The 26,495-nt window shown below is 54.5% G+C and carries 25 protein-coding genes; 10 read left to right on the forward strand and 15 right to left on the reverse strand.

Annotated elements, in window-relative coordinates; genetic code table 11:
- Positions 1 to 431: 431 nt before the first annotated feature.
- The 5 genes from FHW04_RS19780 (at position 432) to FHW04_RS19800 (ending at position 4,950) form a co-directional block, all read left to right on the forward strand.
- Positions 432 to 587: a general stress protein gene (locus FHW04_RS19780; protein ID WP_031375603.1), complete on the forward strand. Its 156-nt coding sequence runs from the start codon at positions 432 to 434 to the stop codon at positions 585 to 587.
- 234 nt (positions 588 to 821) lie between these two features.
- Positions 822 to 1,724, forward strand: coding sequence for a CDF family cation-efflux transporter FieF (gene fieF / locus FHW04_RS19785; protein ID WP_031375604.1), 903 nt, complete (start codon positions 822 to 824; stop codon positions 1,722 to 1,724).
- 208 nt (positions 1,725 to 1,932) lie between these two features.
- The gene (gene pfkA, locus FHW04_RS19790; RefSeq protein ID WP_046289520.1) at positions 1,933 to 2,895 is read left to right on the forward strand and encodes a 6-phosphofructokinase; all 963 of its coding nucleotides are present in this window, start codon (positions 1,933 to 1,935) and stop codon (positions 2,893 to 2,895) included.
- 143 nt (positions 2,896 to 3,038) lie between these two features.
- A complete protein-coding gene (locus FHW04_RS19795; RefSeq protein WP_031375606.1) occupies positions 3,039 to 4,028 on the forward strand; it encodes a sulfate ABC transporter substrate-binding protein in 990 nt (329 codons plus the stop codon).
- Between the two features lie 148 nt (positions 4,029 to 4,176).
- Positions 4,177 to 4,950, forward strand: a complete 774-nt coding sequence (locus FHW04_RS19800; protein ID WP_094106103.1) for a CDP-diacylglycerol diphosphatase — start codon at positions 4,177 to 4,179, stop codon at positions 4,948 to 4,950.
- A gap of 29 nt (positions 4,951 to 4,979) precedes the next feature.
- On the opposite strand, the gene tpiA is transcribed toward FHW04_RS19800, so the two are convergent.
- The gene (tpiA, locus tag FHW04_RS19805; RefSeq protein WP_031375607.1) at positions 4,980 to 5,747 is read right to left on the reverse strand and encodes a triose-phosphate isomerase; all 768 of its coding nucleotides are present in this window, start codon (positions 5,745 to 5,747) and stop codon (positions 4,980 to 4,982) included.
- A 120-nt stretch (positions 5,748 to 5,867) separates the two neighbouring features.
- Entirely contained in the window at positions 5,868 to 6,458 is a 591-nt protein-coding gene (locus FHW04_RS19810; RefSeq protein ID WP_031375608.1) for a DUF1454 family protein, read from the reverse strand.
- Between the two features lie 100 nt (positions 6,459 to 6,558).
- Here FHW04_RS19810 and FHW04_RS19815 point away from each other — a divergent pair, with 100 nt between their 5' ends.
- Positions 6,559 to 6,993 (forward strand): DUF805 domain-containing protein, encoded by a 435-nt coding sequence (locus FHW04_RS19815; RefSeq protein WP_089562336.1) that lies wholly within the window; start codon positions 6,559 to 6,561, stop codon positions 6,991 to 6,993.
- Here FHW04_RS19815 and fpr read toward each other — a convergent pair.
- Entirely contained in the window at positions 6,984 to 7,730 is a 747-nt protein-coding gene (gene fpr / locus FHW04_RS19820) for a ferredoxin--NADP(+) reductase (protein WP_031375610.1), read from the reverse strand. The genes FHW04_RS19815 and fpr overlap by 10 nt on opposite strands.
- Positions 7,731 to 8,003: 273 nt before the next feature.
- Here fpr and emrD point away from each other — a divergent pair, with 273 nt between their 5' ends.
- Positions 8,004 to 9,197, forward strand: coding sequence for a multidrug efflux MFS transporter EmrD (gene emrD, locus FHW04_RS19825; protein WP_089562335.1), 1,194 nt, complete (start codon positions 8,004 to 8,006; stop codon positions 9,195 to 9,197).
- Here emrD and glpX read toward each other — a convergent pair.
- From glpX to FHW04_RS19840, 3 genes are all read right to left on the reverse strand, one after another.
- The gene (gene glpX / locus FHW04_RS19830; protein ID WP_031375612.1) at positions 9,187 to 10,197 is read right to left on the reverse strand and encodes a class II fructose-bisphosphatase; all 1,011 of its coding nucleotides are present in this window, start codon (positions 10,195 to 10,197) and stop codon (positions 9,187 to 9,189) included. The two genes, emrD and glpX, sit on opposite strands and share 11 nt — an antisense overlap.
- Positions 10,198 to 10,293: 96 nt before the next feature.
- Positions 10,294 to 11,805: a glycerol kinase GlpK gene (gene glpK / locus FHW04_RS19835; RefSeq protein WP_046289522.1), complete on the reverse strand. Its 1,512-nt coding sequence runs from the start codon at positions 11,803 to 11,805 to the stop codon at positions 10,294 to 10,296.
- Between the two features lie 30 nt (positions 11,806 to 11,835).
- Complete coding sequence (locus tag FHW04_RS19840; RefSeq protein ID WP_031375613.1) at positions 11,836 to 12,690, reverse strand: MIP/aquaporin family protein; 855 nt, start codon at positions 12,688 to 12,690, stop codon at positions 11,836 to 11,838.
- 405 nt (positions 12,691 to 13,095) lie between these two features.
- On the opposite strand from FHW04_RS19840, the gene zapB reads away from it, so the two are divergent.
- Positions 13,096 to 13,335, forward strand: a complete 240-nt coding sequence (gene zapB, locus FHW04_RS19845; protein WP_031375614.1) for a cell division protein ZapB — start codon at positions 13,096 to 13,098, stop codon at positions 13,333 to 13,335.
- Between the two features lie 54 nt (positions 13,336 to 13,389).
- On the opposite strand, the gene rraA is transcribed toward zapB, so the two are convergent.
- The 6 genes from rraA to priA all read right to left on the reverse strand — a co-directional run bounded on the left by rraA (position 13,390) and on the right by priA (position 20,508).
- A complete protein-coding gene (gene rraA / locus FHW04_RS19850) occupies positions 13,390 to 13,875 on the reverse strand; it encodes a ribonuclease E activity regulator RraA (protein ID WP_009088032.1) in 486 nt (161 codons plus the stop codon).
- Positions 13,876 to 14,031: 156 nt separating this feature from the next.
- Positions 14,032 to 15,369 (reverse strand): HslU--HslV peptidase ATPase subunit, encoded by a 1,338-nt coding sequence (gene hslU / locus FHW04_RS19855; RefSeq protein ID WP_031377652.1) that lies wholly within the window; start codon positions 15,367 to 15,369, stop codon positions 14,032 to 14,034.
- 10 nt (positions 15,370 to 15,379) lie between these two features.
- Complete coding sequence (hslV, locus tag FHW04_RS19860) at positions 15,380 to 15,910, reverse strand: ATP-dependent protease subunit HslV (RefSeq protein WP_031377651.1); 531 nt, start codon at positions 15,908 to 15,910, stop codon at positions 15,380 to 15,382.
- A gap of 89 nt (positions 15,911 to 15,999) precedes the next feature.
- The gene (gene ftsN / locus FHW04_RS19865; RefSeq protein WP_089562541.1) at positions 16,000 to 16,959 is read right to left on the reverse strand and encodes a cell division protein FtsN; all 960 of its coding nucleotides are present in this window, start codon (positions 16,957 to 16,959) and stop codon (positions 16,000 to 16,002) included.
- 153 nt (positions 16,960 to 17,112) lie between these two features.
- A complete protein-coding gene (gene cytR / locus FHW04_RS19870; RefSeq protein ID WP_031377649.1) occupies positions 17,113 to 18,150 on the reverse strand; it encodes a DNA-binding transcriptional regulator CytR in 1,038 nt (345 codons plus the stop codon).
- 162 nt (positions 18,151 to 18,312) lie between these two features.
- On the reverse strand, positions 18,313 to 20,508 hold the full coding sequence (gene priA / locus FHW04_RS19875) for a primosomal protein N' (protein WP_031377648.1): 2,196 nt from the start codon (positions 20,506 to 20,508) through the stop codon (positions 18,313 to 18,315).
- Positions 20,509 to 20,733: 225 nt separating this feature from the next.
- Between priA and rpmE the strand changes: the two genes are divergently transcribed.
- Positions 20,734 to 20,949 (forward strand): 50S ribosomal protein L31, encoded by a 216-nt coding sequence (gene rpmE, locus FHW04_RS19880; protein ID WP_003851227.1) that lies wholly within the window; start codon positions 20,734 to 20,736, stop codon positions 20,947 to 20,949.
- A 96-nt stretch (positions 20,950 to 21,045) separates the two neighbouring features.
- Here the strand turns inward: rpmE and FHW04_RS19885 are convergent, their stop codons facing one another.
- From FHW04_RS19885 to metJ, 3 genes are all read right to left on the reverse strand, one after another.
- Positions 21,046 to 22,650: a filamentous hemagglutinin N-terminal domain-containing protein gene (locus tag FHW04_RS19885; RefSeq protein WP_089562540.1), complete on the reverse strand. Its 1,605-nt coding sequence runs from the start codon at positions 22,648 to 22,650 to the stop codon at positions 21,046 to 21,048.
- Between the two features lie 72 nt (positions 22,651 to 22,722).
- Entirely contained in the window at positions 22,723 to 24,444 is a 1,722-nt protein-coding gene (locus tag FHW04_RS19890; RefSeq protein ID WP_227021975.1) for a ShlB/FhaC/HecB family hemolysin secretion/activation protein, read from the reverse strand.
- Between the two features lie 300 nt (positions 24,445 to 24,744).
- Positions 24,745 to 25,062, reverse strand: coding sequence for a met regulon transcriptional regulator MetJ (metJ, locus tag FHW04_RS19895; protein WP_003851225.1), 318 nt, complete (start codon positions 25,060 to 25,062; stop codon positions 24,745 to 24,747).
- Positions 25,063 to 25,332: 270 nt separating this feature from the next.
- On the opposite strand from metJ, the gene metB reads away from it, so the two are divergent.
- Positions 25,333 to 26,493 (forward strand): cystathionine gamma-synthase, encoded by a 1,161-nt coding sequence (metB, locus tag FHW04_RS19900; protein ID WP_089562538.1) that lies wholly within the window; start codon positions 25,333 to 25,335, stop codon positions 26,491 to 26,493.
- Positions 26,494 to 26,495: the final 2 nt, after the last annotated feature.

Genomic DNA, 26,495 nt, shown 5'->3' on the forward strand with positions numbered 1-26,495 from the left:
GCCATAGACACCATCCCTGTCTTCCCCCGCATGATGCGGGGGTTTTTTTTATCTTTTTACTGGTTTTTTTGCTTTGACAGTAATCATCACTCCGCAATAAAAACGCCATTTGATTAGCGCTTAGTCAGCCTGCGCTACCGATCACCGCCGTTTAACTCTGTTTACGCACGATGACTGCGCTTAAGCGCACCGGGAGTATTTGCCGCTGCAGGTAATTTATTAACTCATTGATATATATGAACTTATGCGCGGAAGTCATCAGATTAACCTGGGTTTTCAACGGCCTGCATTCCCCGCGTTGCGCTTGCTGGATCAGGTCCAGCTTCTACACTTAATCCTGTCACTGCAGGGAAGTGAAGTGTCTTCGCGAAGTCTCAGGGAGCAACAACCACATTATGTCGTCCTGAATGAATCTATTAACGGAGTAAGTTATGGCAGAGCATCGTGGTGGTTCAGGTAATTTCGCAGAAAATCCGCAGAAAGCATCTGAAGCTGGTAAAAAAGGCGGCCAGAACAGCGGCGGCGGAAATTTCAAAAACGATCGTGAAAAAGCATCAGAAGCAGGAAAAAAAGGCGGCAAAAAGTAATTGCTGTCTCACGCCCTGACGCGGCTGGCAGATGAAATAATGCTGGCCCTGATGTGTTAAGCACTGTGCCCCGTCCTCCTGCTGTGGTCGGGGCTTGTTTTTATTATCGCGTTCTCCCCGGCCGACATCCCTCTCTTTGATCACAATTAAGCGGCCTTCTGACAGCAGTGTTAAACTTTAGCCATTCTTTCATTTGGGTGCGCATCTCCCTTGATGCTGCATACGGAACCTGGCATGCAACCCTCTTATGGTCGACTGGTAAAGCGTGCTGCTCTGGCCGCGACTATCCTTGCGTCTGTGCTGTTAATCGTAAAGATTTTCGCCTGGTGGTACACCGGTTCAGTGAGCTTGCTGGCTGCGCTGGTCGATTCACTGGTCGATATCGCCGCCTCGCTGACCAACCTGCTGGTGGTGCGATATGCGCTGCAACCGGCGGATGAAAACCACACCTTCGGACACGGCAAAGCGGAATCGCTGGCGGCGCTGGCGCAAAGCATGTTTATCTCGGGCTCCGCACTGTTCCTGTTTCTGACCGGCCTGCAACATCTCGCTTCACCAAACGTACTCCGTGCGCCTGGCGTCGGCATCGTGGTAACCGTGGTGGCACTGGCCTCGACCCTGATACTGGTGGCCTTTCAACGCTGGGTGGTGCGCAAAACCCGCAGCCAGGCGATCCGGGCCGATATGCTGCACTATCAGTCAGATGTAATTATGAATGGTGCCATCCTGATCGCGCTGGTGCTGAGCGGTTACGGCTTCGCCCGCGCGGACGCGCTGTTTGCGCTGGGCATTGGCGTGTTCATTCTCTACAGCGCGCTGCGGATGGGATATGAGGCGGTACAGGCGCTGCTGGATCGCGCGTTACCGGAAGAGGAACGGCAGCGGATTCTGACGATAGCGACGCAGTGGCCGCGGGTTCAGGGGGTACACGATCTGCGTACCCGCCAGTCCGGACCCACCAAATTTATTCAGCTACACCTGGAGCTGGAAGATCAGCTGCCGCTGGTGCAGGCACACCGTGTTGCCGACCAGGTTGAGAAAGCATTACGCAAAGAATTTCCCGGTTCGGACGTAATTATCCATCAGGATCCCTGTTCTGTGGTACCGTTCGAGAGAGAAGATTCTTTAGGTTTTTAACTTAAATGAATCAAGCTGATACGAAAGGCATGACGTAACGCTAACATTGCTGCAAAAAATAGTGAAAAGTTGTCTGACCTGAATCAATTCAGCAGCAAGCCTTTGATATACTATCTGCCATCACGTGTCGCGCTAATCGCAAGAATGATGCTCAGCAGCGATCGACAGGCAGGATTAACCCTTAGTTTTGAACAATCCAGAGGTTGTCATGATCAAAAAAATTGGTGTATTGACCAGCGGCGGCGACGCCCCAGGCATGAACGCAGCTATTCGTGGAGTGGTACGTTCCGCGCTGAGTGAAGGACTGGAAGTTTTTGGGATCTATGACGGTTATCTGGGTTTGTATGAAGATCGCATGATCAACCTCGATCGCTATAGCGTCTCCGATATGATCAACCGCGGCGGCACCTTCCTCGGTTCTGCACGCTTTCCTGAATTCCGTAATGAAGATGTGCGTCAGGTCGCGATTGAAAACATGAAAAAGCGTGGCATCGATGCGCTGGTGGTTATTGGCGGTGACGGTTCTTATATGGGCGCCAAACGCCTGACTGAGATGGGCTTTCCCTGCATCGGTTTACCCGGCACCATCGATAACGACGTAGCCGGTACCGATTACACCATTGGCTATTTCACCGCGCTGGAAACCGTGGTCGAGGCGATTGACCGTCTGCGCGATACCTCTTCTTCGCATCAGCGTATTTCGATTGTTGAAGTGATGGGCCGCTATTGCGGTGACCTGACGCTGGCGGCGGCGATTGCGGGCGGCTGCGAATTTATCGTGTTGCCGGAAATCCCTTACACCCGCGAAGAGCTGGTGGCGGAGATCAAAGCCGGCATCGCCAAAGGTAAAAAGCACGCTATTGTGGCGATCACCGAACATATCTGCGATATCGACGATCTGGCACGCTTCATCGAAACCGAAACCAAACGCGAAACCCGTTCAACCGTGCTGGGTCATATTCAGCGTGGCGGCGCACCCTGTGCTTACGACCGTATTCTGGCGTCACGCATGGGAGCCTACTCCATTGAACTGCTGATGCAGGGTTACGGCGGACGTTGCGTCGGCATCCAGAACGAGAAGATGGTGCATCACGACATCATCGACGCGATTGAAAATATGAAGCGTCCGTTCAAGCGCGACTGGCTGGATACCGCTAAACAGCTTTACTGATCCCTTCTGCGGGCGTGCAGCACAGCACGCCCGATCTGCTCGCCTGTATATTCCGCACGGTTATAACAGCTTATTTTTAATTCTTTTAGCTCTGTAATGGTTTATGTCACGCTTAGCCCATAACGATATTGGGAGAGTGCGTAATGAACAAGTGGAGTATCGGAATTACCCTGTTGCTGGCCTCAACCAGCGTGCTGGCGAAAGACATCCAGTTATTAAACGTTTCCTACGATCCGACACGCGAGTTGTATGAGCAATACAACAAAGCGTTCAGTGCGCACTACAAACAGGAAACCGGCGATAACGTCGTGGTCCGTCAGTCTCATGGCGGTTCCGGTAAGCAGGCTACCTCGGTCATCAACGGCATTCGTGCCGATGTGGTCACCCTGGCGTTGCAATCCGACGTAGATGCGATTGCCGAGCGTGGTCGTATCGACAAAAACTGGCTTCAGCGCCTGCCCGACAACTCCGCACCGTACACCTCGACCATCGTCTTCCTGGTACGCAAAGGCAACCCCAAAGGGATCCATGACTGGAGCGATCTGATCAAGCCGGGCGTATCGGTGATTACCCCGAACCCGAAAACGTCTGGCGGCGCACGCTGGAACTATCTGGCCGCCTGGGGCTGGGCACTGGATCACAATAACGGCGATCAGGCTAAAGCGCTGGCCTACGTCCGGGCGCTGTTTAAAAACGTTGAAGTGCAGGATTCCGGCGCGCGTGGCGCAACCAATACCTTTGTTGAGCGCGGTATCGGTGATGTGCTGATCGCCTGGGAAAACGAAGCGTATCTGGCGGTTAACAAGCTGGGTAAAGACAAGTTCGAGATTGTTACGCCGAGTGAATCTATTCTGGCCGAACCCACCGTATCGGTAGTCGACAAAGTGGTGGATGAGAAGGGCACTCGCAAGGTGGCGGATGCGTACCTCAAATATCTCTACTCGCCAGAAGGCCAGACCATCGCTGCGCAGAACTACTATCGCCCGCGTGATGCTGAAGTAGCGAAAAAATTCGCCAGCACCTTTGCGCCAGTGAAGCTGTTTACCATTCAGGATAAATTTGGCGGCTGGACCCAGGCACAAAAAGCGCACTTCGCCGATGGCGGCAGCTACGACCAGGTAATGAAACCGTAATCGGGTGCGGCCAGCGCGCCCTGCGCTGGCCGCGTCTCTGTGCTCTCCCGTTCATCGCCATTTGCTGGCCCGCCCAAACAATTCTCCGTGACATTAGCGTATCGCCAGGCGAGGATGCAGGCTGCTGAATCCCACAGGAAGCATTGTTATGCGGCCACGTCGTCGCGCAGTCGGTCTGATTGCGTTTCTGCTGATACTGGTGATTGCGGGCATGCTGGCCGCCGCCCTTCATTTCAAAAAAAACGCCGATGCGCTGTGGCAAATCGTCAGCGAAAAGTGCTTGCCCAATCAGCTGCGGCATGGCGAGCCGGCTCCCTGCCAGCGGGTTGATCTGCAGCATCGCTACGCCACGCTGAAAGATATTCACGGCCCGCTGCAATATCTGCTGATCCCGCTCGATAAAATTACTGGCATTGAAAGCCCGCAGCTGTTGAAGACCACCACGCCCAACTATTTTGCTTTCGCCTGGCATGAACGCCAGTTACTGGCGCAACGGCGCGGCTCACCGATCGACGATCGGGTGCTTTCGCTGGCGATCAACGCACAGTACGGCCGCACCCAGAACCAGCTCCATATTCATCTCTCCTGTTTACGGCCGGATGTGCGTCAGCAGCTTGATCAGCTGATGCCGCAGCTTACGGCGCGGTGGCAGGCGACCACGCTGCGCAATCATCGCTACTGGCTGCGCACGCTGACGCCCGCAGAGCTGGCACAGCAAAGCGTTTTCATCCGTCTGGCGGATGAGGTGCCACAGGCACGTACGGCGATGGGAAAATATGGTCTGGCGCTGGCGGGTTTATCTGACGGACGGCTGGTGTTGATGGCGATTGAGCGTAACTGGCTGCTGCTGAACCGTGGTTCAGCGGAAGAGGTGCAGGATCATCGCTGTCAGCTGATCTCGCCAATAAAAAAGGCGGCTTAATTAGCCGCCTTCAGGGTGCGCATTAGCGTTTAGGCATTTTTCGCCGCTGCTGCCGCTTTAACAATCACGGCAAACGCATCGGCTTTCAGTGACGCACCGCCAACCAGCGCGCCATCAATGTCGGGCTGGGTAAACAGCTCAGCAGCATTTTTATCGTTGACCGAACCGCCGTACTGAATGATGACCTGTTCAGCGATCGCCGCATCTTTCTTCGCGATATGATCACGAATAAATTTATGCACCGCCTGCGCCTGCGCAGGGGTCGCTGATTTACCGGTACCGATAGCCCAGACTGGCTCGTAAGCGATGACCGCGTCTTTAAACGCTTCGGCGCCCTGCGTTTCCAGCACGGCATCCAGCTGACGCGCGCAGACTTCTTCGGTTTTACCCGCTTCGTTTTCTGCTTCGGTTTCGCCAATGCACAGCACCGGTACCAGACCCACTGACTTCAGCACTGCGTATTTCTTCGCAATGAATTCGTCGCTTTCTTTATGGTAGGTGCGGCGTTCGGAGTGACCGATGATGATGTATTTCGCACCGATATCTTTCAGCATCTCGGCAGAAACTTCACCGGTGAAGGCGCCAGACAGGTTAACGTCTACGTTCTGCGCACCCAGTGCGATGTGGCTACCAGAGATGGCATGTTTCGCCTGCTCGAGATAGACGGTTGGCGGTGCAATGGCAACGCCACACCCATCAACGCCGGACAGTTCCTTGCGCAGACCGTCGATCAGTTCGGCTGTCATCTGCTTGCTGCCATTCAACTTCCAGTTACCCATAACCAGTGGATGTCGCATTCTATCCTCCGCATAACGCGATACATGAAAAATCACTGCCAGCTGGCAGCGTTGTCTGCCAGACAGTATAGAGATCAAATGTGGCGATGGCTTTGCTTTTCGTCATTTTTGCCCACATCATCAGGGGGTCGCGAGCGCCAGTTTGACCGGTTCAATCGCAAAGGTTAATCCCTTGTCGCCATTGTCAGCCACCACAAAACGCAACGCGCCTTCGACGTGAGCATAGTAGGGCGATCCCTTACCTTCTTTCAGCAATCCATCCAGCTTTTTACGCCCCTCTTCAGCGCTTAAACCCGGGACGAAGAAGCGCAGCGAAGCGGTCATATAGGCCAGCGCTTTCTCCTGTGACGCACTCTGATCCGGACCGGGCAGCGGCAGCCAGGTAATCTGCAGCGTTTTGATTTTGCCGGTTCCCGGCTCCAGCGCCGTCGAGGCATACAGGGTTTCGTTAATCTTGCTGGCGGCGCGCGTCAGGTTGCTTTTGTCACCGCGATTATCGATGGCGCGATACTCCAGCAGCGGCAATGCCGGGTTAGCCAGATTGTACTTTTCGCGAAACTGGCCGATCGTCATATCAAAGGTGGGCGCACCCGCCAGCAGATAAGGCGCAGCGGGCAGCGCGTCGGCCCGATCCTGCGGTTGCGGATCGGCGGCAAATGCCGGAACCGTCAGCGCAAGCGATAACAGCAGTGCGCCAGGCAAATTCTTCATTTTGTCGACCCTAACCAGTAAACTCAGGCCCAAATTAGAACGGTTTTTATCCGCGAGGTCAAAAGCGCGGCGGCTTTAATTTCTGCTGGGACAATAATGCATGACGTTACAACAATGGTGTTTTTCTTATCGTGGCCGGCTGGGGCGACGTGACTTCTGGATCTGGCAGGCGGTCTGGCTGTTGACGACCACCTTATTATTCGTTTTAGCGGCGAATGAGTGGCTGGATACGCAAATGGCCGCATTCGGCGTGGTATGCCTGCTGTGGCCCGCCAGCGCGGTGCTGGTAAAGCGTCTGCACGATCGTAATCGTCGCGGCTACTGGGGATTTTTACTGATTGCAGCCTGGCTGTTGGTGGCGGGAAACTGGAGCATGTTAGACGGCATCCTGCCGTGGCTGGTGGGACGGGCCATTCCATTTGTGATACTGGCTGGACTGCTACTCGTTCTCGGCGTGTTTCGCGGCACCCCCGGCGATAACCGGTTTGGTGCCGCGGCGCAGCCTGTGCGTTACTGGCAGGCGGCTCACCAGTAATGTTCGCTGGTGATGTGGCCCGGTTTGCGTTTCAGGTGTTTGCGCATCTCGCGCGTCTCCTTAAGCAATTGCTGGGTATCACGCACCATCTGTGGGTTGCCGCACAGCATTACGTGGCTGCTGTCGGCATCGAGCGGTAATCCTACTGCGCGTTCCAGTTCGCCATTTTCAATCAGCGCAGGCACCCGGCCGGTGAGTGAACCGGCGATCTGTTCGCGGCTGACTACCGTCTGGATATGCAGCTTGCCGTGATAAACCTGCTGTAACTGCTGCATCAGCGGCAAAAAACTCAGGTCAGCAGCGTAACGCGCCGCATGAACCAGCACGATATTTTCAAACCGGTCCAGACCTTCGCCCTGCTGGAGCATAGAAAGATAAGGACCGATGGCGGTGCCGGTCGCCAGCATCCACAAGGTCCGGCAGTCCGGTACCTCATCCAGCACAAAGAAACCGGCCGCCTCTTTGGTCACCATTACCTGATCGCCAGGACGCAGCGCGTGTAAATGCGGGCTGAGCTTGCCGTCCGGAACGGTGACCAGATAGAACTCCAGCAGGTCATCTTTAGGCGCATTGACGTAGGAGTAAGCACGCTGGACACGTTCGCCATCAATTTCTAACGCCAGCTTGGCAAACTGGCCGGCGATAAACGGATCGACTGGCGCCTGAACCCGAAGGCTGAACAGCGCATCCGTCCAGTTTTTAACTTCCTTCACTTGAGCATTGACCCACTCGGCCATAATCACTCCCTGGTTGTTGATTATTCAGGCAGATGGCTATTTTCGCGACTGTGCCGCGAGATTGCTACCCTGCGTCCGGACAAAGGCTCTAATCGACAAACTGTTGCGTTACCTTTACAAGCTGGTGCATAAACTTGACGGGCGCAAGTCCGACCCTTTTTCGCTGCCTCTCGCTTTGTCATTTAATCCTGATATTTTTCACGCCATAACGAAACACTCAGCTGGTTAACGGCTGTTTTAACCTCTTTTCTCAGACAGATATGTTACTCAATCATGATGAATAAACTGGAAAATCGCCGCTTGCTGGTGATGCTGATTGTGCTGGTGGCAGTCGGGCAGATGGCGCAGACCATCTATGTACCGGCGATGGCCGCCATGGCTGACGCGCTAAACATACGCGATGGTGCGCTGCAACGGGTGATGGCAGCCTATCTGATGACCTACGGTGGATCGCAGCTGATCTACGGTCCCCTGTCGGACAGTGTCGGACGCCGGCCGGTGATCCTGGCGGGCATGATGATCTTTATGATCGGCGCGATCACCGCATTGATGGCCACGTCGCTTAATATGCTGGTGCTTGGCAGCGCGGTGCAGGGACTGGGAACCGGCGTAGCGGGCGTAATGGCCCGTACCATGCCGCGCGATCTCTACGAGGGACACGCGCTACGCCGGGCCAACAGCCTGCTTAATATGGGGATTCTGGTCAGCCCGCTGCTGGCACCGGTGATTGGCGCTCTGCTGACTCAGCTGTTTGGCTGGCATGCCTGTTTCGCCTTCCTGCTGCTGCTCTGCCTGGCCGTCACCGCCTCTATGGCGCGCTGGCTGCCGGAAACCCGTCCCTACAGTGCGGAAGTCACGCCGTTCTTTAAGCGCTATGTCCGTTTGCTGAGTGACGCCAATTTCGTTCGCTATATTGTGCTGCTGATTGGCGCGCTGGCGGGGATTGCGGTGTTTGAGTCGAGCTGTGGCGTACTGCTGGGCGGCGTGCTCGGCCTGAACAGCCTGACCGTCAGCATTCTGTTTATCCTGCCGATTCCGGCGGCCTTTTTTGGTGCCTGGTTCGCCGGACGCGAGCAGGGCTCCTGGCACAGCCTGATGTGGTGGGGCGTTAATAGCTGCCTGTTGGCTGGAGTGCTGATGTGGGTGCCGGCCTGGTTTGGCGTGATGAATATCTGGACGCTGCTGGTGCCGGCGGCGCTGTTTTTCTTTGGTGCCGGCATGCTGTTCCCGCTGGCAACCTCGGGCGCAATGGAACCTTACGCCTGGCTGGCTGGCAGCGCGGGCGCACTGATTGGCGGGATGCAGAATCTCGGATCCGGTCTGGTGGCGTGGCTGTCGGCGCTGATGCCGCAGCACGATCAGTTCAGCCTCGGAATGCTGATGTTCTTGACTGCGCTGGTGATGCTGCTGTGTTGGTTGCCGCTCTCACGTCAGCCGGAGCGCGGCAACCAGCCGGTTACAGGATAAACGGATGGAGCGCCGGATCTTTACGGTCGAGGTAGTGAATCGACTGGATGCGGCGAATGGTGCGTGACTTACCGCGAATCAGCAGGGTTTCACTGGTGGCGATATTGCCCTGACGCGTGATGCCCTTCAGCAGGTCGCCGCTGGTAATGCCGGTGGCGGCAAACACCACATTGTCGTTGCGCGCCATCTCATCCAGCGGCAGCACTTTACCCGCTTCAATACCCATCTCAGCACAGCGCTGTAGCTCCTGTTCGCCCAGCCGCCGGTTCTCTTCGCTGTCACCTTTAACCTGATGACGCGGCAGTAACCGGCCCTGCATATCGCCGTCCAGCGCGCGGATCACCGCCGCTGAAACCACCCCTTCCGGTGCGCCGCCGATGCCATACATCACATCCACTTCGCTGTCCGGCATGCAGGTCAGGATTGAGGCCGCGACGTCGCCATCCGGGAAGGTAAATACCCGCACGCCAAGCTGTTGCAGCTCGCTGATGACCGCGTCATGGCGCGGCTTCGCCAGAATCGACACGGTTAACTGTGCCAGCGGTTTATTCATCGCCGCGGCAATATTTCGCAGGTTAGTTTCCAGCGGCAGGTCGAGATTGATCTGCCCACGCGCAGCCGGACCCACAATCAGCTTTTCCATGTACATATCGGGTGCATGAAGAAAGCTGCCCTTGTCGCCGACGGCCATTACCGCCAAAGCGTTTGCCTGGCCGAGGGCGGTCATCCGGGTGCCCTCGATCGGATCGACCGCGATATCGACCGCATCGCCGCGCCCGGTACCGACTTTCTCACCGATGTAGAGCATCGGCGCTTCATCGATTTCGCCTTCACCGATCACAATCTGACCGTCGATTTCAATCGAGTTCAGTACGTGGCGCATAGCATGGACAGCGGCACCGTCGGCCGCATTTTTGTCGCCGCGTCCTAACCAGTGATAGCCTGCCAGCGCGGCAGCCTCGGTTACGCGGGAAAATTCAATCGCAAGTTCTCGTTTCATGGCATCTACCTGACAAAAAACAGGCAGGCAGTGTAACACAGCGGGGGAGAGCGGCGGGGAAAAGGCCCGCGACAGCAACGGTCGCGGGCGTTGATCTTATTCTTGATCTTCCCATGCCTGAGCACGGGCGACGGCTTTCTTCCAGCCGGCATAACGGAAGTTACGCTCGGTGGTTTCCAGGCTTGGACGGAACTCACGTTCAATCACCGCTTTAGAGCGGACTTCATCCAGATCCTGCCAGAAGCCGACTGCCAGACCTGCCAGGTAGGCAGAGCCCAGCGCCGTGACTTCACGCACTTCCGGGCGCTCAACGCGGGTGCCGAGAATGTCAGACTGGAACTGCATCAGGAAGTTGTTGGCGACCGCACCGCCATCCACACGCAGCGCCTGCAGACGGGTGTTGGCATCGTTCTGCATCGCTTCCAGCACATCGCGGGTCTGATAGGCGATAGACTCCAGCGTCGCACGGATGATGTGGTTGGCATTGGCGCCACGCGTCAGGCCGAAGATGGCACCGCGGGCATACGGGTCCCAGTAAGGCGCGCCCAGGCCGGTAAAGGCCGGGACCATGTAAACGCCGTTGGTATCTTTCACCTTCATGGCGAAGTATTCAGAGTCAGCCGCATCGCTGATCAGCTTCATCTCATCACGCAGCCACTGAATGGAGGCACCACCGATAAACACTGCGCCTTCCAGCGCATAGTTCACTTCACCGCGTGGACCGCAGGCGATGGTGGTCAGCAGGCCGTGCGTGGAGGTGACCGCTTCGGTGCCGGTGTTCATCAGCATAAAGCAGCCGGTACCGTAGGTGTTTTTCGCCATGCCAGGCTGAACGCACAGCTGGCCATACAGCGCGGCCTGCTGGTCACCGGCAATCCCGGCGATAGGAATACGCGTACCGCCTTTACCCCCGATGTTGGTCTGGCCGTAAACTTCTGACGATGATTTCACTTCCGGCAGCATTTCACGCGGGATATCCAGGATATCCAGCATGCGCTGATCCCACTCCAGCTTGTGGATATTGAACATCATGGTACGTGAGGCGTTGGTGTAATCGGTGATATGCACCCGACCCTGCGTCATTTTCCATACCAGCCAGGTATCAACGGTACCGAACAGCAGCTCGCCACGTTTTGCACGCTCACGCGCGCCTTCCACATGGTCGAGGATCCACTTCACTTTGGTGCCGGAGAAGTACGGGTTAATCACCAGGCCGGTGGTGTGCTGGATATACTCTTCCAGCCCCTCTTTCTTCAGCTTGTGGCAATAATCAGCGGTACGTGGATCCTGCCAGACGATGGCGTTATAGATTGGCTTGCCGGTCTCTTTGTCCCAGACGATGGCGGTTTCACGCTGGTTGGTGATACCAATGGCTGCGATCTCATCAGAGCGAATGTCGGCGTGCGCCAGCACTTCAACCAGCGTCGAGCTTTGTGACGCCCAGATATCCATCGGGTCATGCTCAACCCAGCCTGCTTTCGGGTAGATTTGGGTAAATTCACGCTGCGATACCGCTACAATGTTGGCGTCGTGATCGAGGATCACCGCACGTGAACTGGTTGTGCCCTGATCGAGCGCGACAATATATTTTTTATCGGTGGTAGTCATAAATTCTGTCCTGATGATAAAAGGTGAAACTTACGCTTTACGCTGCTGAGCGCGCGCAACCGGTTTTTCTGCTGGAACGCTGGCCGGTTCCTGAGCTGTGCCTGGCAGGTAACGGGCAATCAGTACGCGATAAGCGACTGCACCCAGGCAAGCACCAACCAGCGGGCCAAAAATCGGCACGAGGAAGTAAGGGATGTCACGACCGCCGGTAAAGGCAACGTTACCCCAGCCTGCCAGCCATGCGAAGATCTTCGGTCCGAAATCACGTGCCGGGTTCAGGGCGAAGCCGGTCAGGGGACCCATCGCGCCGCCGATAATCGCTACCAGCAGGCCGATCAACAGGGGTGCCAGCGGACCCCGTGGAATGCCGTTGCCGTCATCCGTCAGGCCCATAATGACCGCCATTAATACTGCAGTGATCACCATCTCAACCAGGAAAGCCTGACCAACACCGATGTGCGGGTTAGGGTAGGTAGAGAAGATGCCCGCCAGGTCGAGACTTTCAACCGTGCCGCGCACCATCTGATGGCTCTGCTCGTAGTCGATAAACAGGCTGTAGTAGAGACCGTACACCAGCGCGGCAGCACAGAAAGCGCCGGCAACCTGCGCCACGATGTAGGGAACGACTTTACGCCCTTCAAAATTGGCGAACAGGCAAAGCGCAACGGTAATAGCCGGATTCAGATGCGCACCTGAAATACCGGCAGTAAGGTAGGCGGCCATGGAAACACCCAGGCCCCAGATAATACAGATTTCCCACTGACCGAAGGCGGCGCCGGCGAGTTTCAGCGCAGCTACACAGCCTGCACCAAAGAAAATGATCAAGCCGGTCCCCAGAAATTCGGCAATACACTGACCTTTGAGCGTGTTAGTTGTCTGACTCATAATAATTGTTCCTGAAGCGAGGTTAAATTTTATCAGTTTTTGTTCTCAGTCCATGAGTCACCCAGCTTTATTGTAGGGCTGATGTAAATTTATCGTTAACGAACATAAACGAGAAATAGCGAAATCGTTTTTTGTGTACTGCGTCATAAAAATGCGCGTTTTCGCGTATTCTGGCTTTCTTAAATCATCATTCAGCACTTACTGCCGCGGCCGGTGCAGGCGGCAAAAGTGCAGCCGCGCTAAGCGCAGCGGAATCTTAGGGATTGGCTGAAAAGTGTTACAGACTGCGCCCGGCGCGCCCGCGTTGCTGGACTTGCGGGGTGAGGCTACATACAATCGGGACAACGTTGCTGGCTTACGCTGGCATCATCAACGCCTTGCAGGAATTTAGGAGAGGTCAGAAAGATGTCATTTGAAGTGTTTGAGAAACTGGAAGCGAAAGTACAGCAGGCGATTGATACCATCACCCTGTTGCAGATGGAAATCGAAGAGCTGAAAGAGCAGAACAACGCACTGCGTAACGATGCGCAACAAGTCGCGGGCAACCACGATGCGCTGATGCGTGAAAATCAGCACCTGAAAGAAGAGCAACACGTATGGCAGGAACGTCTGCGCGCATTGCTGGGAAAAATGGAAGAGGTTTGAAGCCTCAGCTGACGTGAAAACGGGTGCTCAGGCACCCGTTTTTCATGGCTGGCGTTATTCGAGGTCCAGCGCGTCTTCTGACAGAATGATACCGGTGTTATCGGCATAGAGATGGTCGCCGGAAAAGAAGGTGACGCCGCCAAAATTGACGCGCACATCGCTTTCACCAATCCCTTCACCGGCTGCGCCAGCCGGGATCGCCGCGATCGCCTGAATGCCAATCTCCAGCTCTTCCAGCTCATCAACCTGACGAACTGAACCGTAAATCACCAGGCCTTCCCACTCGTTAGTGGCCGCCAGGCGCGCCAGCTGGGCATCGACCAGCGCCCGACGCACTGAGCCGCCGCCGTCAATCACCAGCACCCGACCCCGGCCATTTTCTTCCAGCAGGTCGTAAAGTAAGCCGTTGTCTTCAAAGCATTTCACTGTGGTAATCTGACCACCGAATGAAGTGCGCCCACCAAAGTTTGAAAAAAGCGGTTCAACAACATTCACTTCTTCATGGTAGATATCGCAGAGTTCAGATGTATCGTATTTCATAAGGGTTTCGTCTGTTTGCCACAGGAGCGGTAAGTATATCGCTTTATGCTGATTGTTGGCAAAATCATCAGTGGAAAAAAGCAGCGTTGCATCAAGAGCATGCATAAAAAAGCCCAACCGGATGGCTGGGCTTCAGAAAAGTGCTGATCGCGCCGATTAGAGGATAAAGCGGCTCAGGTCTTCGTCGGCCACCAGTTCATCCAGATGTTTACCGACATAGTCAGCATCAATGGTGACGGATTCGCCGTGACGATCGCTGGCGTCATAAGAGATATCTTCCATCAGACGTTCCAGCACGGTATGCAGACGACGCGCACCGATGTTTTCGGTGGTCTCGTTCACCTGCCAGGCCGCTTCAGCGATACGACGAATACCGTCGGCGGTGAAGTCGATGTTAACGCCTTCAGTGTTCATCAACGCTTTATACTGCACGGTTACCGACGCGTTCGGTTCAGTCAGAATGCGCTCGAAATCGTTCACGGTCAGCGCCTGCAGTTCAACGCGAATCGGCAGACGACCCTGCAGTTCCGGAATCAGATCGGACGGACTGGCCACCTGGAAAGCGCCGGAGGCGATAAACAGAATGTGGTCAGTTTTCACCATGCCGTGCTTGGTTGAAACAGTACAGCCTTCAACCAGCGGCAGCAGGTCGCGCTGAACCCCTTCACGTGACACATCCGGGCCGCCGGCATTCTGGCCGCCGCGCTTACAGATTTTGTCGATCTCATCGATAAACACGATACCGTGCTGCTCGACCGCCTCAATGGCTTCCTGCTTCAGCTCTTCCGGATTGACCAGTTTGGCCGCTTCTTCTTCTACCAGCAGCTTCATTGCTTCTTTGATCTTCAGCTTGCGTGGCTTCTGTTTCTGGCCGCCGAGGTTCTGGAACATCGACTGCAGCTGGCTGGTCATCTCTTCCATGCCCGGAGGTGCCATGATCTCAACGCCCGGACCGCTGGCGGCCAGGTCGATCTCAATCTCTTTGTCATCCAGCTGACCTTCGCGCAGTTTTTTACGGAAAGACTGGCGGGCGGCTGACGGCTCAGGTGCCTGCTCTGGCTGGCCCCAGTTATTTTTCGCCGGTGGGATCAGCACATCAAGGATGCGCTCTTCCGCCATCTCTTCGGCGCGGTATTTGTTCTTTTCAATCGCCTGACTGCGGACCATTTTGATGGCGGAGTCAGTCAGGTCGCGGATGATCGAGTCCACTTCTTTACCGACATAACCTACTTCGGTGAATTTGGTCGCTTCGACTTTAATAAACGGCGCGTTCGCCAGTTTAGCCAGTCGACGGGCGATCTCGGTTTTACCGACACCGGTCGGACCGATCATCAGAATGTTTTTCGGTGTTACTTCATGACGCAGTTCTTCGTCAAGCTGCATGCGGCGCCAGCGGTTACGCAGCGCAATGGCCACGGCGCGCTTAGCGCTGTCCTGGCCGATGATAAAACGGTTCAGCTCGCTGACGATTTCGCGCGGAGTCATCTCAGACATGTTTTAATCCTTACGCCTTGGACGGTAATTCTTCGAAATTAACGTTATGGTTAGTGTAGATGCAGATATCACCCGCGATGTTCAGCGATTTTTCGACGATGTCGCGTGCACCCATCTCAGTATTTTCCAGCAGCGCACGGGCGGCTGCCTGGGCGAAAGGACCACCGGAACCGATGGCGATCAGATCATTTTCAGGCTGGATGACATCACCGTTGCCGCTGATGATCAGCGACGCTGACTCATCGGCGACCGCCAGTAATGCTTCAAGGCGGCGCAGCATGCGGTCAGTACGCCAGTCTTTGGCCAGCTCAACCGCGGCTTTCACCAGGTGGCCCTGATGCATTTCCAGTTTACGTTCGAAGAGTTCAAACAGGGTGAAGGCATCTGCAGTGCCGCCAGCGAACCCGGCGATCACTTTATCGTTGTATAAACGACGCACTTTTTTAACGTTGCCTTTCATCACGGTATTGCCGAGCGTAGCCTGGCCATCACCGCCAATCACTACCTGGCCGTTGCGTCGTACACTTACTATTGTTGTCACGGGCAGACCCCTTGTTGCATTCGGAAAAAGGCTCCGCGCACCAGGCGCGGAGGATCATGCAAACAGATATGGGGCGGGTTTGTCGGGTTTCAACCCCCGACGGCGAGCGGAATACAGCTGGAGTGACCGGAACTGCGCAGGCGTTTCAGGGTGCTATCGGCGGTGGCGCGGTCTTTATAAGGCCCGATAACCACACGATTCCAGCCGCCGCCGGTAGTAATCCGGCTTTCAAAACCTTCGAAGGCTAAGCCAGCACGTACCGATTCCGCCTGGTCAGTGCCTTTGAAGGAGCCACACTGCACCATCCAGCGCTGAGAAGAGGCTTTCTCGGCGGGCTTGGCCTTCGCCGTTTCCTGCGGTTTCGGTTGTGACACCGGCTCACGCGTAATCGGTGCAGGCTGCGTCTGGCGCTGTACATTTTGCTGCTGCTGCTGCTGCTGCTGCTGCTGCTGCTGCTGACGCTGTTGTTGCTGCTGCAATTGTTGCTGACGTTGCTGCTGCTGTTGCGCCTGCAACTGCTGGCGTTGTTGTTGTTGCTGTACCTGCTGCTGTTGACGTTGCAGTTGCTGCAACTGCTGCTGATGTTGCAGCGTTTGCTGACGCTGAGCCGGTGTCTGTTCGTTCCACGGCACTTCGTTCAGCTGCGTTGGCTGCTGACGCATGTCGGCCTGCATCTGCTCCAGCAACTGGCGCTGCTCGTCGGTCAGCTGCGTCTGCGACTTCACTTCACCGCCTGATGAGGGCTCGATAGGCGTCGGCACGGTGACCTGGCGATTTTCCAGCTCTTTGATGTACTTCCAGCGCTCTTCTGGCTTAGGCGGTAAGCCATTACCGTTGGCTTTATGATCCGTAATGACCGGCACGTCCTCTTTCTTGTGATGCGCCAGGAACCATAAACCACCGGCAAAGGTCACCAACACCGCAACCGCCAGTACAATCATCAATTTTGATGTTCCCGAACCGCCCTTACTCTTCTTGCCACGGCTGGGGCTTTTTTTGCGACGCGTCCCTGTTGAACGCCCGCGGCCTACATAATCTTTTTGTGCCACTCTCGTTCTGATACCCTTCAAAAAATAGTGCCAAATGGGCGAATCGATAGTTTTTACGCGCCCGGCAAGGAGTCCGCCATGTTACTTAAGGGCCGGAACTTTGACCAGCAGTGTTCGCCTTAAGAATCTACTGAAAAAAGTGCCAGATTTCGCTTATTTTTCACGCTTTTTTGCTGGCGCTGTGCTGCCACGAATGGTCAGCCCGGCATCCAGCAGCCGCGATCCACTGCTGACGCGTTTGCCCTGCAACTCATCCAGCAGCAGCAACATCGCTTCCCGGCCGATCTGATAACGCGGCTGCGTCACGGTGGTCAGCGGTGGCTCGCAGTAACGCGATAGCTCAATATCATCAAACCCGACGACCGACAGATCGTCCGGTATCCGCAGTCCGCTGCGTCTGGCCTGATTCATCGCCCCGAGCGCCATGATATCACTGTGGCAGAACAGGGCGCGTGGCGGTTGTGGCAGCGACAGCAGTTGTTTCATCGCCGCCACGCCCGCTTCAAAGGTAAAATCGCCCCGTACAATATAGGTGGGATCGACGGTTAAGCCGCTGCGGCGCATCGCCTGGACGTAACCCTGCAGGCGATACTGACAGAGCGGCATCTCTTCCGGTCCGGCGATACAGGCGATTTGCCGGTGTCCCAACTGCAGCAGATGATTGACCGCTTCAAACGCGGCGGTCAGGTTATCGATGTGTACGGTGGGCAGTGACATTTCCGGCGCAAACTCATTTGCCATCACCATCGGTGGCAAATTGCGCTGTTCATCGACGCTGGCATCAAAGGGGAGCTGTGAACCCAGCAGCACCATGCCATCGATCTGCCGCGTCAGCATCAGGTTCAGAAAGGTTCTTTCCTGCTGATTCTGGTGCGCGCAGTCGCCAATCAGGACCAGATAGCCCTCTGCGGCCGCCGTGACTTCGACGCCGCGAATGATTTCGCTGAAGAAGGGATCGCAGATGTCGGGAACAATCACCAGAATGGTCTGGGTATCGTTACGGCGCGCGTTGCGGGTCAGCCCATGCGGCGCATATCCCACCGCCGCAACCGCCTGCTCAACTTTCTGCCGGGTGGCGGCAGAGACTTTCTCCGGGTTCATCAGCGCACGCGAAACGGTGGCGGTTGAGACGCCCGCTTTTTCCGCTACGTCTTTCATGGTGGCGGCGGGCGGTTGTTGATTCTGCTCCAACACATGCTCCTGACGCGTTATGGCGCGTTCGATTCTGTTTTGCCTGATCTAAAAGCAAGCCGGGCAACATTGTTAACGATTGCCCGGCTGGTTGTTACTTAATTTGCATAAAAATTGTGACTTATGCGACTTTTTTCGATCTGGCTCGCAGTGTCAGCCGCATCAGCTCTCGGTGGGATCGATATCCAGCGTCCATTTTACTTTGCGCGCGGCGGGCAGGGTCGAAACCAGCGGCAATGAGCTGCTCAGTAACTGTTGCAGACGCTGGCGTGAAGGATGCTGCACCAGCAACTGCCAGCGCCAGCGGCCGCTGCGTTTTGGCTGCAGGGCGGGTAGTGGTCCCATAAACCACATCGCGCTGTCATTCAGCGGGCTCGATTCCAGCAGATTTCGCAGCTGCTGCAGAAATTCCGCCGCCTGTTGGTTATCCATATCTTCCGCCCGGAACAGTGCGTGGCGGCTCCATGGCGGCAGGAACACCGCCTGGCGCTCCAGCAGCGCCTGCTGGGCAAAGGCAAAATAACCTTTATGCAGCAGGGTCTGCAGCAACGGGTGTTCCGGATGGTGGGTCTGCAGCAGCACTTCGCCCTGTTTACCGGCCCGGCCGGCGCGACCGGCAACCTGCGTGTAGAGCTGGGCAAACCGTTCTGCCGCGCGGAAATCAGCCGAGAAAAGGGCACCATCCACATCCAGCAGCGAGACCAGTGTGACGTCGGGGAAATGGTGGCCTTTTGCCAGCATCTGGGTACCGACCAGGATGCGGGCGCCGCCGCGATGAACATCGGCCAGATGCTGCTCCAGCGCACCTTTGCGGCTGGTGGTATCACGATCGATGCGCGATACCGGGATGCCGGGAAACAGCGTGCCGAGCTGCTGTTCCAGCTGCTCGGTGCCGACGCCCACCGGCAGCAAATGGGTCGAGCCACATTGCGGACATTGATTAGGCAGCGGTCGCTGGCTGTCGCAATGGTGGCAGCGTAGCTGGCGGTGATGCTGATGCAATGTGTAGTAGCGGTCACAGCGCGAACATTCGGCAATCCAGCCACAATCGTGACACAACAGGGCCGGTGAAAAGCCGCGGCGGTTCAGAAATAGCAGGACCTGATTGTCGGCCTGCAAATGATGACGCATTTTGCCGATCAGCGCCGGTGCCAGGCCGCCAGTCAGCTGCACGCCTTTCAGATCGATCAACTGTTGCAGGGCCGGTCGGGCATTGCCGGCGCGTTTCGTCAGGTCGAGCTGACGATATTTACCGCTGCGTACGTTGTGCAGCGTCTCCAGCGCCGGTGTCGCCGATCCCATCACTATCGGGATGTTCTCTTCATGCGCGCGGAATACTGCCAGATCGCGTGCCTGGTACCGCCAGCCTTCCTGCTGTTTATAGGAGCTGTCGTGCTCTTCATCAATGATGATTACCCCAGGACGCGCCAGTGGAGTAAACAGGGCCGAGCGGGTGCCGATCACGATAGCCGTTTCGCCCCGTCGCGCGCGCAGCCATACCGCCAGCCGTTCACTGTCATTTAAGGCAGAGTGGAGCACATCGATCGGCGCATCAAAGCGCTCACGGAAACGGGCAATGGTTTGCGGGGTTAGGCCAATTTCGGGTACCAGCACCAGCGCCTGCTTGCCGCGTGACAGCACATTCTCCAGCACGCTGAGATAAACCTCGGTTTTGCCGGAGCCGGTGATGCCCGCCAGCAGCCACGCGGCATACTGTTCATCTTCTGCCCGGATTGCGCCGACCGCCATCGCCTGATCGGTATTCAGCCGCAGGCGTTCGCCTTTGATCGCGAAGGTGGTGCGCCAGTCATGCATCTGCGGCTGATGTTCATGCAGATCGCACAGACCTTTAGCCCGCAGCGCCTGCATTGCCGCATCCGTCAGATCGTGTTCGCTGACCTGATGACGATAGAGCGGCCGCTGACGTAAGGCGGCCAGCGCCTGCTGCTGTTTCGGCGCGCGTTTTAAGCTTTCGGGTGCTGTAGCGCGACCCTGCTCGGTGATCACCCATTGCCATAATGGATTGTCCTGCGCCGGTTTACCCTGACGCAGCAGCACCGGTATCGCATGGCTCAGCACTTCGCCAGTCGGCGAATGGTAGTAGCTGGCCGCCCAGTTGAGAATGCGCCACAACGACGGCGGATAGAGTGATTCGCTGTCCAGCACCTCCGCAACGCGCTTCAGTTGCGCTTCCGGCAGATCGCTGTTGTCACGCAGCGCAACGACAATGCCGATCATTTTGCGATTGCCGAAGGGCACGCTCACACGACCGCCAATTACCGGCTGCGCACCCACAGGAGGCAGATAGTCAAACAGGCGGGGCAAGGGGACGGGCAGGGCAACCTGAACAACGGGCATAGCAATCTCTTTCCGGCTCAATCATCGGGGAAGATAGTGTACACGCTGGCCCCGATGGCGGGTATCTCAGCAGAGATTTGCAGCAATCAGAAGTTAGCTGTATAATGTTGCGCCTTCGGTGAGAAAGATCTTGCCGGAGTCCACCCTTTATTGTTCAACCGCGTGTGGTGCTGTGCGGGTTACGACCTGGCACGGAGAGCGACACGGCCTTATCTGAGGTTTCCCATGAAACAAGGTATTCACCCGAAATACGAAGCAGTTACTATCAAATGTACCTGCGGCAACGAGATTCACACCCGTTCAACACTGACTCACGAACTGAACCTGGACGTTTGTGGTAAATGCCACCCGTTCTATACCGGTAAGCAGCGTGAAGTGGCAACTGGTGGCCGTGTTGACCGCTTTAACAAGCGTTTCAGCGTGCCAGGCGCTAAAAAATAAGATTAAAAGGCACCTGAACCTGCGGGTTCGGCGGCAAGAAAAACCCAGCTTCGGCTGGGTTTTTTTATAGCGTTTTTTTACTGACGGGTAGGTTTATTACAAACTGGTGCCCGGTTCTGATGGTGCTACAGGCTTATTCAGTTCAAGGGTCTGCGTCGTATAGTTGCCATCCAGCTCACGCAGACTCGCGATCTTAGGCGCAGTAATGGTGATTTTATCCGCCTTCATGGTGCCTTTGGTGCAAAATACCCACCATACGCAGGATGAATTACTGATTTTCTCATCGGTAATCAGCGCCAGCGTTCCCGCTTCCATGCTGCCGGTATTATATATCCCGTTTTTGCCAAATACACTTAACATTCCGGTAGCTTGCAGACTCCCTTCGTTGCGAACTTCATTTGCAACAACAAAAACATGCTGACCCGTCAGGCTGGCGGCGTTAGAAAATGTTGGCGCAGAAAGATAGGCTGAACCCTGAGTGGTGACATCGCCGCCTGATAAAAGGTTGATTTCATTAACGGCATCTACACTGAGTGTACCGGCCTTTAATGAACCTGAGTTGAGCACACTGGTTTTGTAGAGAGCTTTGATTGATCCATCAACCGGGCCATAACCTGTCTCCATTATCAGATTATTCCCTGCTATGATTTTTCCTGTATTTTCAATATTATCGGCCAAAGAAGCGATCTTTATATCTCCCGCCGCACTGATTTTCGCATTTTCGCTATTATAAAATTTTCCCACTGTCGCAATGGTGGCTCTATCTAATGTTTCAATCGTACCATCATTGGTAAATGAACCCTTTATCTGCAATACTGCCTGGCCAGAAGATAAATAGCCTTTATTGACCATTTCGTGACTGGCAGACGCACTAATGAGGCCGCTTTTAATAGTGCCATTGTTAATTAATGCGCCATTCGATGCGATAAAAAGGCCACTAGCGTCTAGTATGCCGTTATTATTTACCCCAGCACCCGCCTCAGTAGTTTTCAGTTGAATAATTCCTGCCGTTACGCCACCCAACGCGCTGACATCAATACTGTTAGCGTAACGCACGCTGTTTTCCGCTGCCGTTACCAGGCCGGAAGCGATATCGTAATCATAGCTACCGGCGATAGCGTTCAACTGGCTGGTCTCTACCTGACCGCGGATGTTAATTTGCTGCGCCAGCAGGTCGGTATAATCTGCCCCTTTCAGGCCATCACCGCTGACAGCAATCGAACCCTGTGCCACTTTAAAGCCGGTTAATGCACCATCGCTGAAGGTTGGCGTGCCGGTGGTGAGGGTGGCTCGTCCGGTATTAATAAAGCCGCAGCCAGAACAGCTAATGCCGTTAGGGTTAGCGATAATCACATCAGCCTTCTGACCAGCAACTTCTATATAACCGTTAAGATAAGAGGGGTTTTTCGAAATTACCTCATTAAGAATCAGGCTAGCAGGGCCGTCCAGATTACTATTATGCGCGATATTACCTCTTTCACGGATTAAATCTGTTGTGCTGTTATTAATGATCATGCCCTGAGAAGGGACATTAAAATTCTGATACATATTATGCGAAAGACCATTCGCATCGGCTTTATTGATATTAACCACCGTTGAACCATTTGCATGGGTGTAAAGATCAAGTGCAGCAAAGGAAGACTGACTGCTGAGCGTAGCTAACGTCGCCAGAAATAATAAATTAATTTTAAGACTTTTCATTTTTATCCCTTTAAGTAATGATGTTTTTAAACTCTGTTTAACGGTAGTGATGGTAAAACTTTTCTCCTTTTCTCAGTATTTCCATTGCAGAGAGAAACCCAGCGTAAGGGGATCCGTGTGTAAGCCCTGTGGCTTTTTAAGAGGCGTGCCGGAAAAAAGATCAAGGTAGGTTTGCTGATATTTACCTCGCAAGCCGACGACGCTGCCGATAACCGTTTTCCCGTTGTAATATTGTTGACTCTGATGGCCATAAACCTGACCTGCATCAACGCCGATATAAGGTTGTATGGCCTTGTCGGGAAATATCCAGCTGATGTCGTTGCGCCAGTACCATCCCTTATTATCCTGAAGCGAATTTTCACCATCGAATCCGCGTACCGTCCAGCGATTTGCCAGTGAAAAACGACTCAGCGAAGAAACATTATCGGGTGAATATTGCAGGCTAAAATGGGGAGAATAGTTCAGCCAGTTACCGTAAAAAAGGAAGTTCACGGAGCCTTGCAGATCTAAGGTAACAATCCTGCCTTCTTTATCGATGAGTTTATATTCCTGCTCAACAGTCTGATGACTATTAAACCATGGCATCTTTTTTTGGTAACTCAGGCTGGCTGCCAGACCGGCATTATCGTAACTGAGCTGATGTTGCAGTACGGCTTTCCATCCCGCATTTTTCTTATGCATGCTGACGAGATTGAAACCATTGAGCGCATAGCGGGATTCGGTATTGAATATTTGCAGGCCAGCCGTCGTAGTCTGATGTTCGGTACGCGAGAGCAGGCGATTAAGTTGCGCGCTGTAGTAGCTGTTTTTGTTATTCAGCCGCCAGTTGGTCCAGTTACCGATCATATATTGTTGATACTGGCTCTGGCTGGCGTACAGATCGAGCCACCAGTAACCCCATGGAACAGAATAGCCAATCGATTTATTACTGTTACCTTTTACGGTATGTTTTGGCGCGATGTCGTGGCCATAGGAAGCATATAGCGTGTCACTCAGTGAGGTGATGTTATTTAAATAGAGTGCTGCGCCTCCCTGATAACGCCCGGTTGAGACCGAACCCGCATCATTGATCCACGCCCCCACCTGCCAGTATTTATCTTGTTCGCGCTGGATATAAAGATCACTTTTATTTTTCTCACGGCCAGGTGATACATTGATCCTGACCTGCGAACCCGGTACGCGCTGCAGATTAAAACTGCCCTGTTCGAGATCGCTTAGTTCGAGGATGTCGCCCGCTTTCAGCGGCAGGGTATTACGCAGACTGATATAATCGCCGCTGGCTTTATTAACCACGATATTGCCAATTTTACCGGCATTGATTTCAAAGGTTAACGCATGATCCGATAAATTCTGATTGGGTAAGTTAACCCGTGTGGTGATATAGCCCAGCCTGATAATTTCGTTTTGCAGGGTTTTTGCCAGCAGATTTATGCCCGCAATACCCAGACATTGACCTTCGGCCTGAGAGGTAAAATAACGTAATTTTTCAAGGTGAAGTTTTTTGCTATCCTGACGTAAATAAACCTTATCAATTTGGTAGCAATTCGATTCGTGTGGAAAACGGATCGCCTGACGTTCAATACCCCTTTTCTCAGATACGCTTTTTTGTGGTTTGGGGATTAACTGTTGTTTGCGAATCTGGTCCTGTAAAAGTGCATTAGCTTCGCTGTTTTTTTCTGCCACCGGCAGCACTGCATTTGCCAGGCCGGAAAAGGAAAAGGCCGAAAGGGTAAACAGATTAATAATTAAAAATAAGCGCTTTTGTTTTTTTGTTATAGATTTCAGTGCCATCATGCTTCCTGCAGACTCATTGCTTTGGCGGAAATCTTACGGAGTCAGCTAATCAGGAACAATAGTAATTCCTCCATTCAGTAATTGAATATAATCTCATCCTGGAATGAAAATATCCCGATAATATAAAAATGCGATGGATGTTATTACTATACGAATAAATCGTACTGAAAAAAGTCAGAATGGCGGGGCAGGCGGAAAGATAGAAAATGCGTCACCACAGATTAAGGTCAGATGAGCAGCACCCTTGCGGAGACTGCTCATCTGAAACAAAGCGATGTTAAGCGAAACAGGCCTGACGGATTAATATTCCCAGGTATCTGGATCGATACCCATGTCGCGCATGATCTTTTTCGCTTCTTCCGGAATCTCATCGCTGCGCTCTTTACGCAGGTCAACATCATCTGGCAGTGGCTGGCCGGTAAAAGCATGCAAAAACGCTTCACACAGTAGCTCACTGTTGGTGGCGTGACGCAGGTTGTTGACCTGACGACGGGTACGCTCATCCGTTAAAATCTTCAGCACGCTCAATGGGATAGAAACCGTAATCTTCTTGACCTGCTCGCTCTTCTTACCGTGCTCGGCGTACGGGCTGATATATTCGCCGTTCCATTCAGCCATGGGATACCTTAATTAATAAACGTTAAAAGTGAGGAAATCAGCGAATTATGCCTGATTTTTCCCTGCCTGACCCCTGATATGGAGGGTTTTCTTCGCTCACAGCGTCTGAATTATCGGGTGAGCGCCAGGCGATGACGCATAATTTTAGCGGTTATTGCGTTTCTGCTCAATCTATACGCAAAGACATTTAGATGTCCAGATGTATTGACGTCTAATTAGAGGGTGATATCCTGTGCCTCAACATTTCACATTTCAGGAACAATAAGCCCCATGACGCGCAAACAGGCAACCATCGCAGTACGCAGCGGTTTGAATGATGACGAGCAATATGGCTGCGTTGTCCCACCGATTCACCTCTCCAGCACCTATAACTTCCTGGATTTCAACGAGCCACGCGCACATGACTATTCACGTCGCGGTAATCCAACCCGCGATGTGGTGCAACGGACGCTGGCCGAACTGGAAGGCGGGGCAGGCGCGGTATTAACCAATACCGGCATGTCGGCTATTCACCTGGTGACGACGGTGTTCCTGAAGCCTGGCGACCTGTTGGTGGCGCCACACGACTGTTATGGCGGCAGCTACCGGTTGTTTGACAGCCTGAGCAAGCGCGGTGCTTATCGGGTGAAATTTGTCGATCAGGGTGACCTGAATGCGCTGCAGGCGGCGTTGGATGAAAAACCGAAGCTGGTGCTGATCGAAAGCCCCAGCAATCCACTGTTGCGCGTGGTCGATATCAGTGCGATCTGCGGCGCCGCACGCGCTGCTGGCGCCCTCAGCGTAGTGGATAACACCTTTATGAGTCCGGCGTTACAGAATCCGCTGGCACTGGGCGCGGACCTGGTGATCCACTCCTGCACCAAATACCTCAACGGTCATTCTGACGTGGTGGCGGGCGCGGTCATTGCCAAAGATCCTCAGCTGGCGACCGACCTGGCGTGGTGGGCTAACAACATTGGCGTCACCGGTTCGGCGTTTGACAGCTATCTGCTGCTGCGCGGCATCCGTACCTTAGCGCCACGCATGGCTGCGGCGCAACGGAACGCATTAGCAATTGTTGATTACCTGAAGCAACAGAAGCAGGTGAAAAAGTTGTATCATCCTTCGCTGCCGGAAAACGCCGGACACGAATATGCAGTGCGCCAGCAGCGCGGTTTTGGTGCGATGCTGAGCTTCGAGGTCGACGGTGATGAGGCCCTGCTGCGCCGCTTCCTGAAAGCGCTGCGGCTATTTACGCTGGCGGAATCACTGGGCGGGGTGGAGAGTCTGATTTCCCACACCGCGACCATGACGCATGCGGGAATGTCGGCAGAAGCACGGGCCGCAGCCGGCATCTCCGACACGCTGCTGCGTGTTTCTGTCGGCATCGAAGATCACGAAGATTTAATTGCCGATCTGGATAATGCATTCCGGATCGCAGCCGAGGGTTAAGC

Source organism: Pantoea sp. AN62, from assembly GCF_050432985.1.
In the GTDB taxonomy this organism is placed as follows: domain Bacteria; phylum Pseudomonadota; class Gammaproteobacteria; order Enterobacterales; family Enterobacteriaceae; genus Pantoea; species Pantoea brenneri.

Coding starts and splice junctions, on each gene's coding strand:
- FHW04_RS19780 (WP_031375603.1), top strand. CDS start 432: ATGGCAGAGCATCGTGGTGGTTCAGGTAATTTCGCAGAAAATCCGCAG.
- fieF (WP_031375604.1), top strand. CDS start 822: ATGCAACCCTCTTATGGTCGACTGGTAAAGCGTGCTGCTCTGGCCGCG.
- pfkA (WP_046289520.1), top strand. CDS start 1,933: ATGATCAAAAAAATTGGTGTATTGACCAGCGGCGGCGACGCCCCAGGC.
- FHW04_RS19795 (WP_031375606.1), top strand. CDS start 3,039: ATGAACAAGTGGAGTATCGGAATTACCCTGTTGCTGGCCTCAACCAGC.
- FHW04_RS19800 (WP_094106103.1), top strand. CDS start 4,177: ATGCGGCCACGTCGTCGCGCAGTCGGTCTGATTGCGTTTCTGCTGATA.
- tpiA (WP_031375607.1), bottom strand. CDS start 5,747: ATGCGACATCCACTGGTTATGGGTAACTGGAAGTTGAATGGCAGCAAG.
- FHW04_RS19810 (WP_031375608.1), bottom strand. CDS start 6,458: ATGAAGAATTTGCCTGGCGCACTGCTGTTATCGCTTGCGCTGACGGTT.
- FHW04_RS19815 (WP_089562336.1), top strand. CDS start 6,559: ATGACGTTACAACAATGGTGTTTTTCTTATCGTGGCCGGCTGGGGCGA.
- fpr (WP_031375610.1), bottom strand. CDS start 7,730: ATGGCCGAGTGGGTCAATGCTCAAGTGAAGGAAGTTAAAAACTGGACG.
- emrD (WP_089562335.1), top strand. CDS start 8,004: ATGATGAATAAACTGGAAAATCGCCGCTTGCTGGTGATGCTGATTGTG.
- glpX (WP_031375612.1), bottom strand. CDS start 10,197: ATGAAACGAGAACTTGCGATTGAATTTTCCCGCGTAACCGAGGCTGCC.
- glpK (WP_046289522.1), bottom strand. CDS start 11,805: ATGACTACCACCGATAAAAAATATATTGTCGCGCTCGATCAGGGCACA.
- FHW04_RS19840 (WP_031375613.1), bottom strand. CDS start 12,690: ATGAGTCAGACAACTAACACGCTCAAAGGTCAGTGTATTGCCGAATTT.
- zapB (WP_031375614.1), top strand. CDS start 13,096: ATGTCATTTGAAGTGTTTGAGAAACTGGAAGCGAAAGTACAGCAGGCG.
- rraA (WP_009088032.1), bottom strand. CDS start 13,875: ATGAAATACGATACATCTGAACTCTGCGATATCTACCATGAAGAAGTG.
- hslU (WP_031377652.1), bottom strand. CDS start 15,369: ATGTCTGAGATGACTCCGCGCGAAATCGTCAGCGAGCTGAACCGTTTT.
- priA (WP_031377648.1), bottom strand. CDS start 20,508: ATGCCCGTTGTTCAGGTTGCCCTGCCCGTCCCCTTGCCCCGCCTGTTT.
- rpmE (WP_003851227.1), top strand. CDS start 20,734: ATGAAACAAGGTATTCACCCGAAATACGAAGCAGTTACTATCAAATGT.
- FHW04_RS19885 (WP_089562540.1), bottom strand. CDS start 22,650: ATGAAAAGTCTTAAAATTAATTTATTATTTCTGGCGACGTTAGCTACG.
- FHW04_RS19890 (WP_227021975.1), bottom strand. CDS start 24,444: ATGATGGCACTGAAATCTATAACAAAAAAACAAAAGCGCTTATTTTTA.
- metJ (WP_003851225.1), bottom strand. CDS start 25,062: ATGGCTGAATGGAACGGCGAATATATCAGCCCGTACGCCGAGCACGGT.
- metB (WP_089562538.1), top strand. CDS start 25,333: ATGACGCGCAAACAGGCAACCATCGCAGTACGCAGCGGTTTGAATGAT.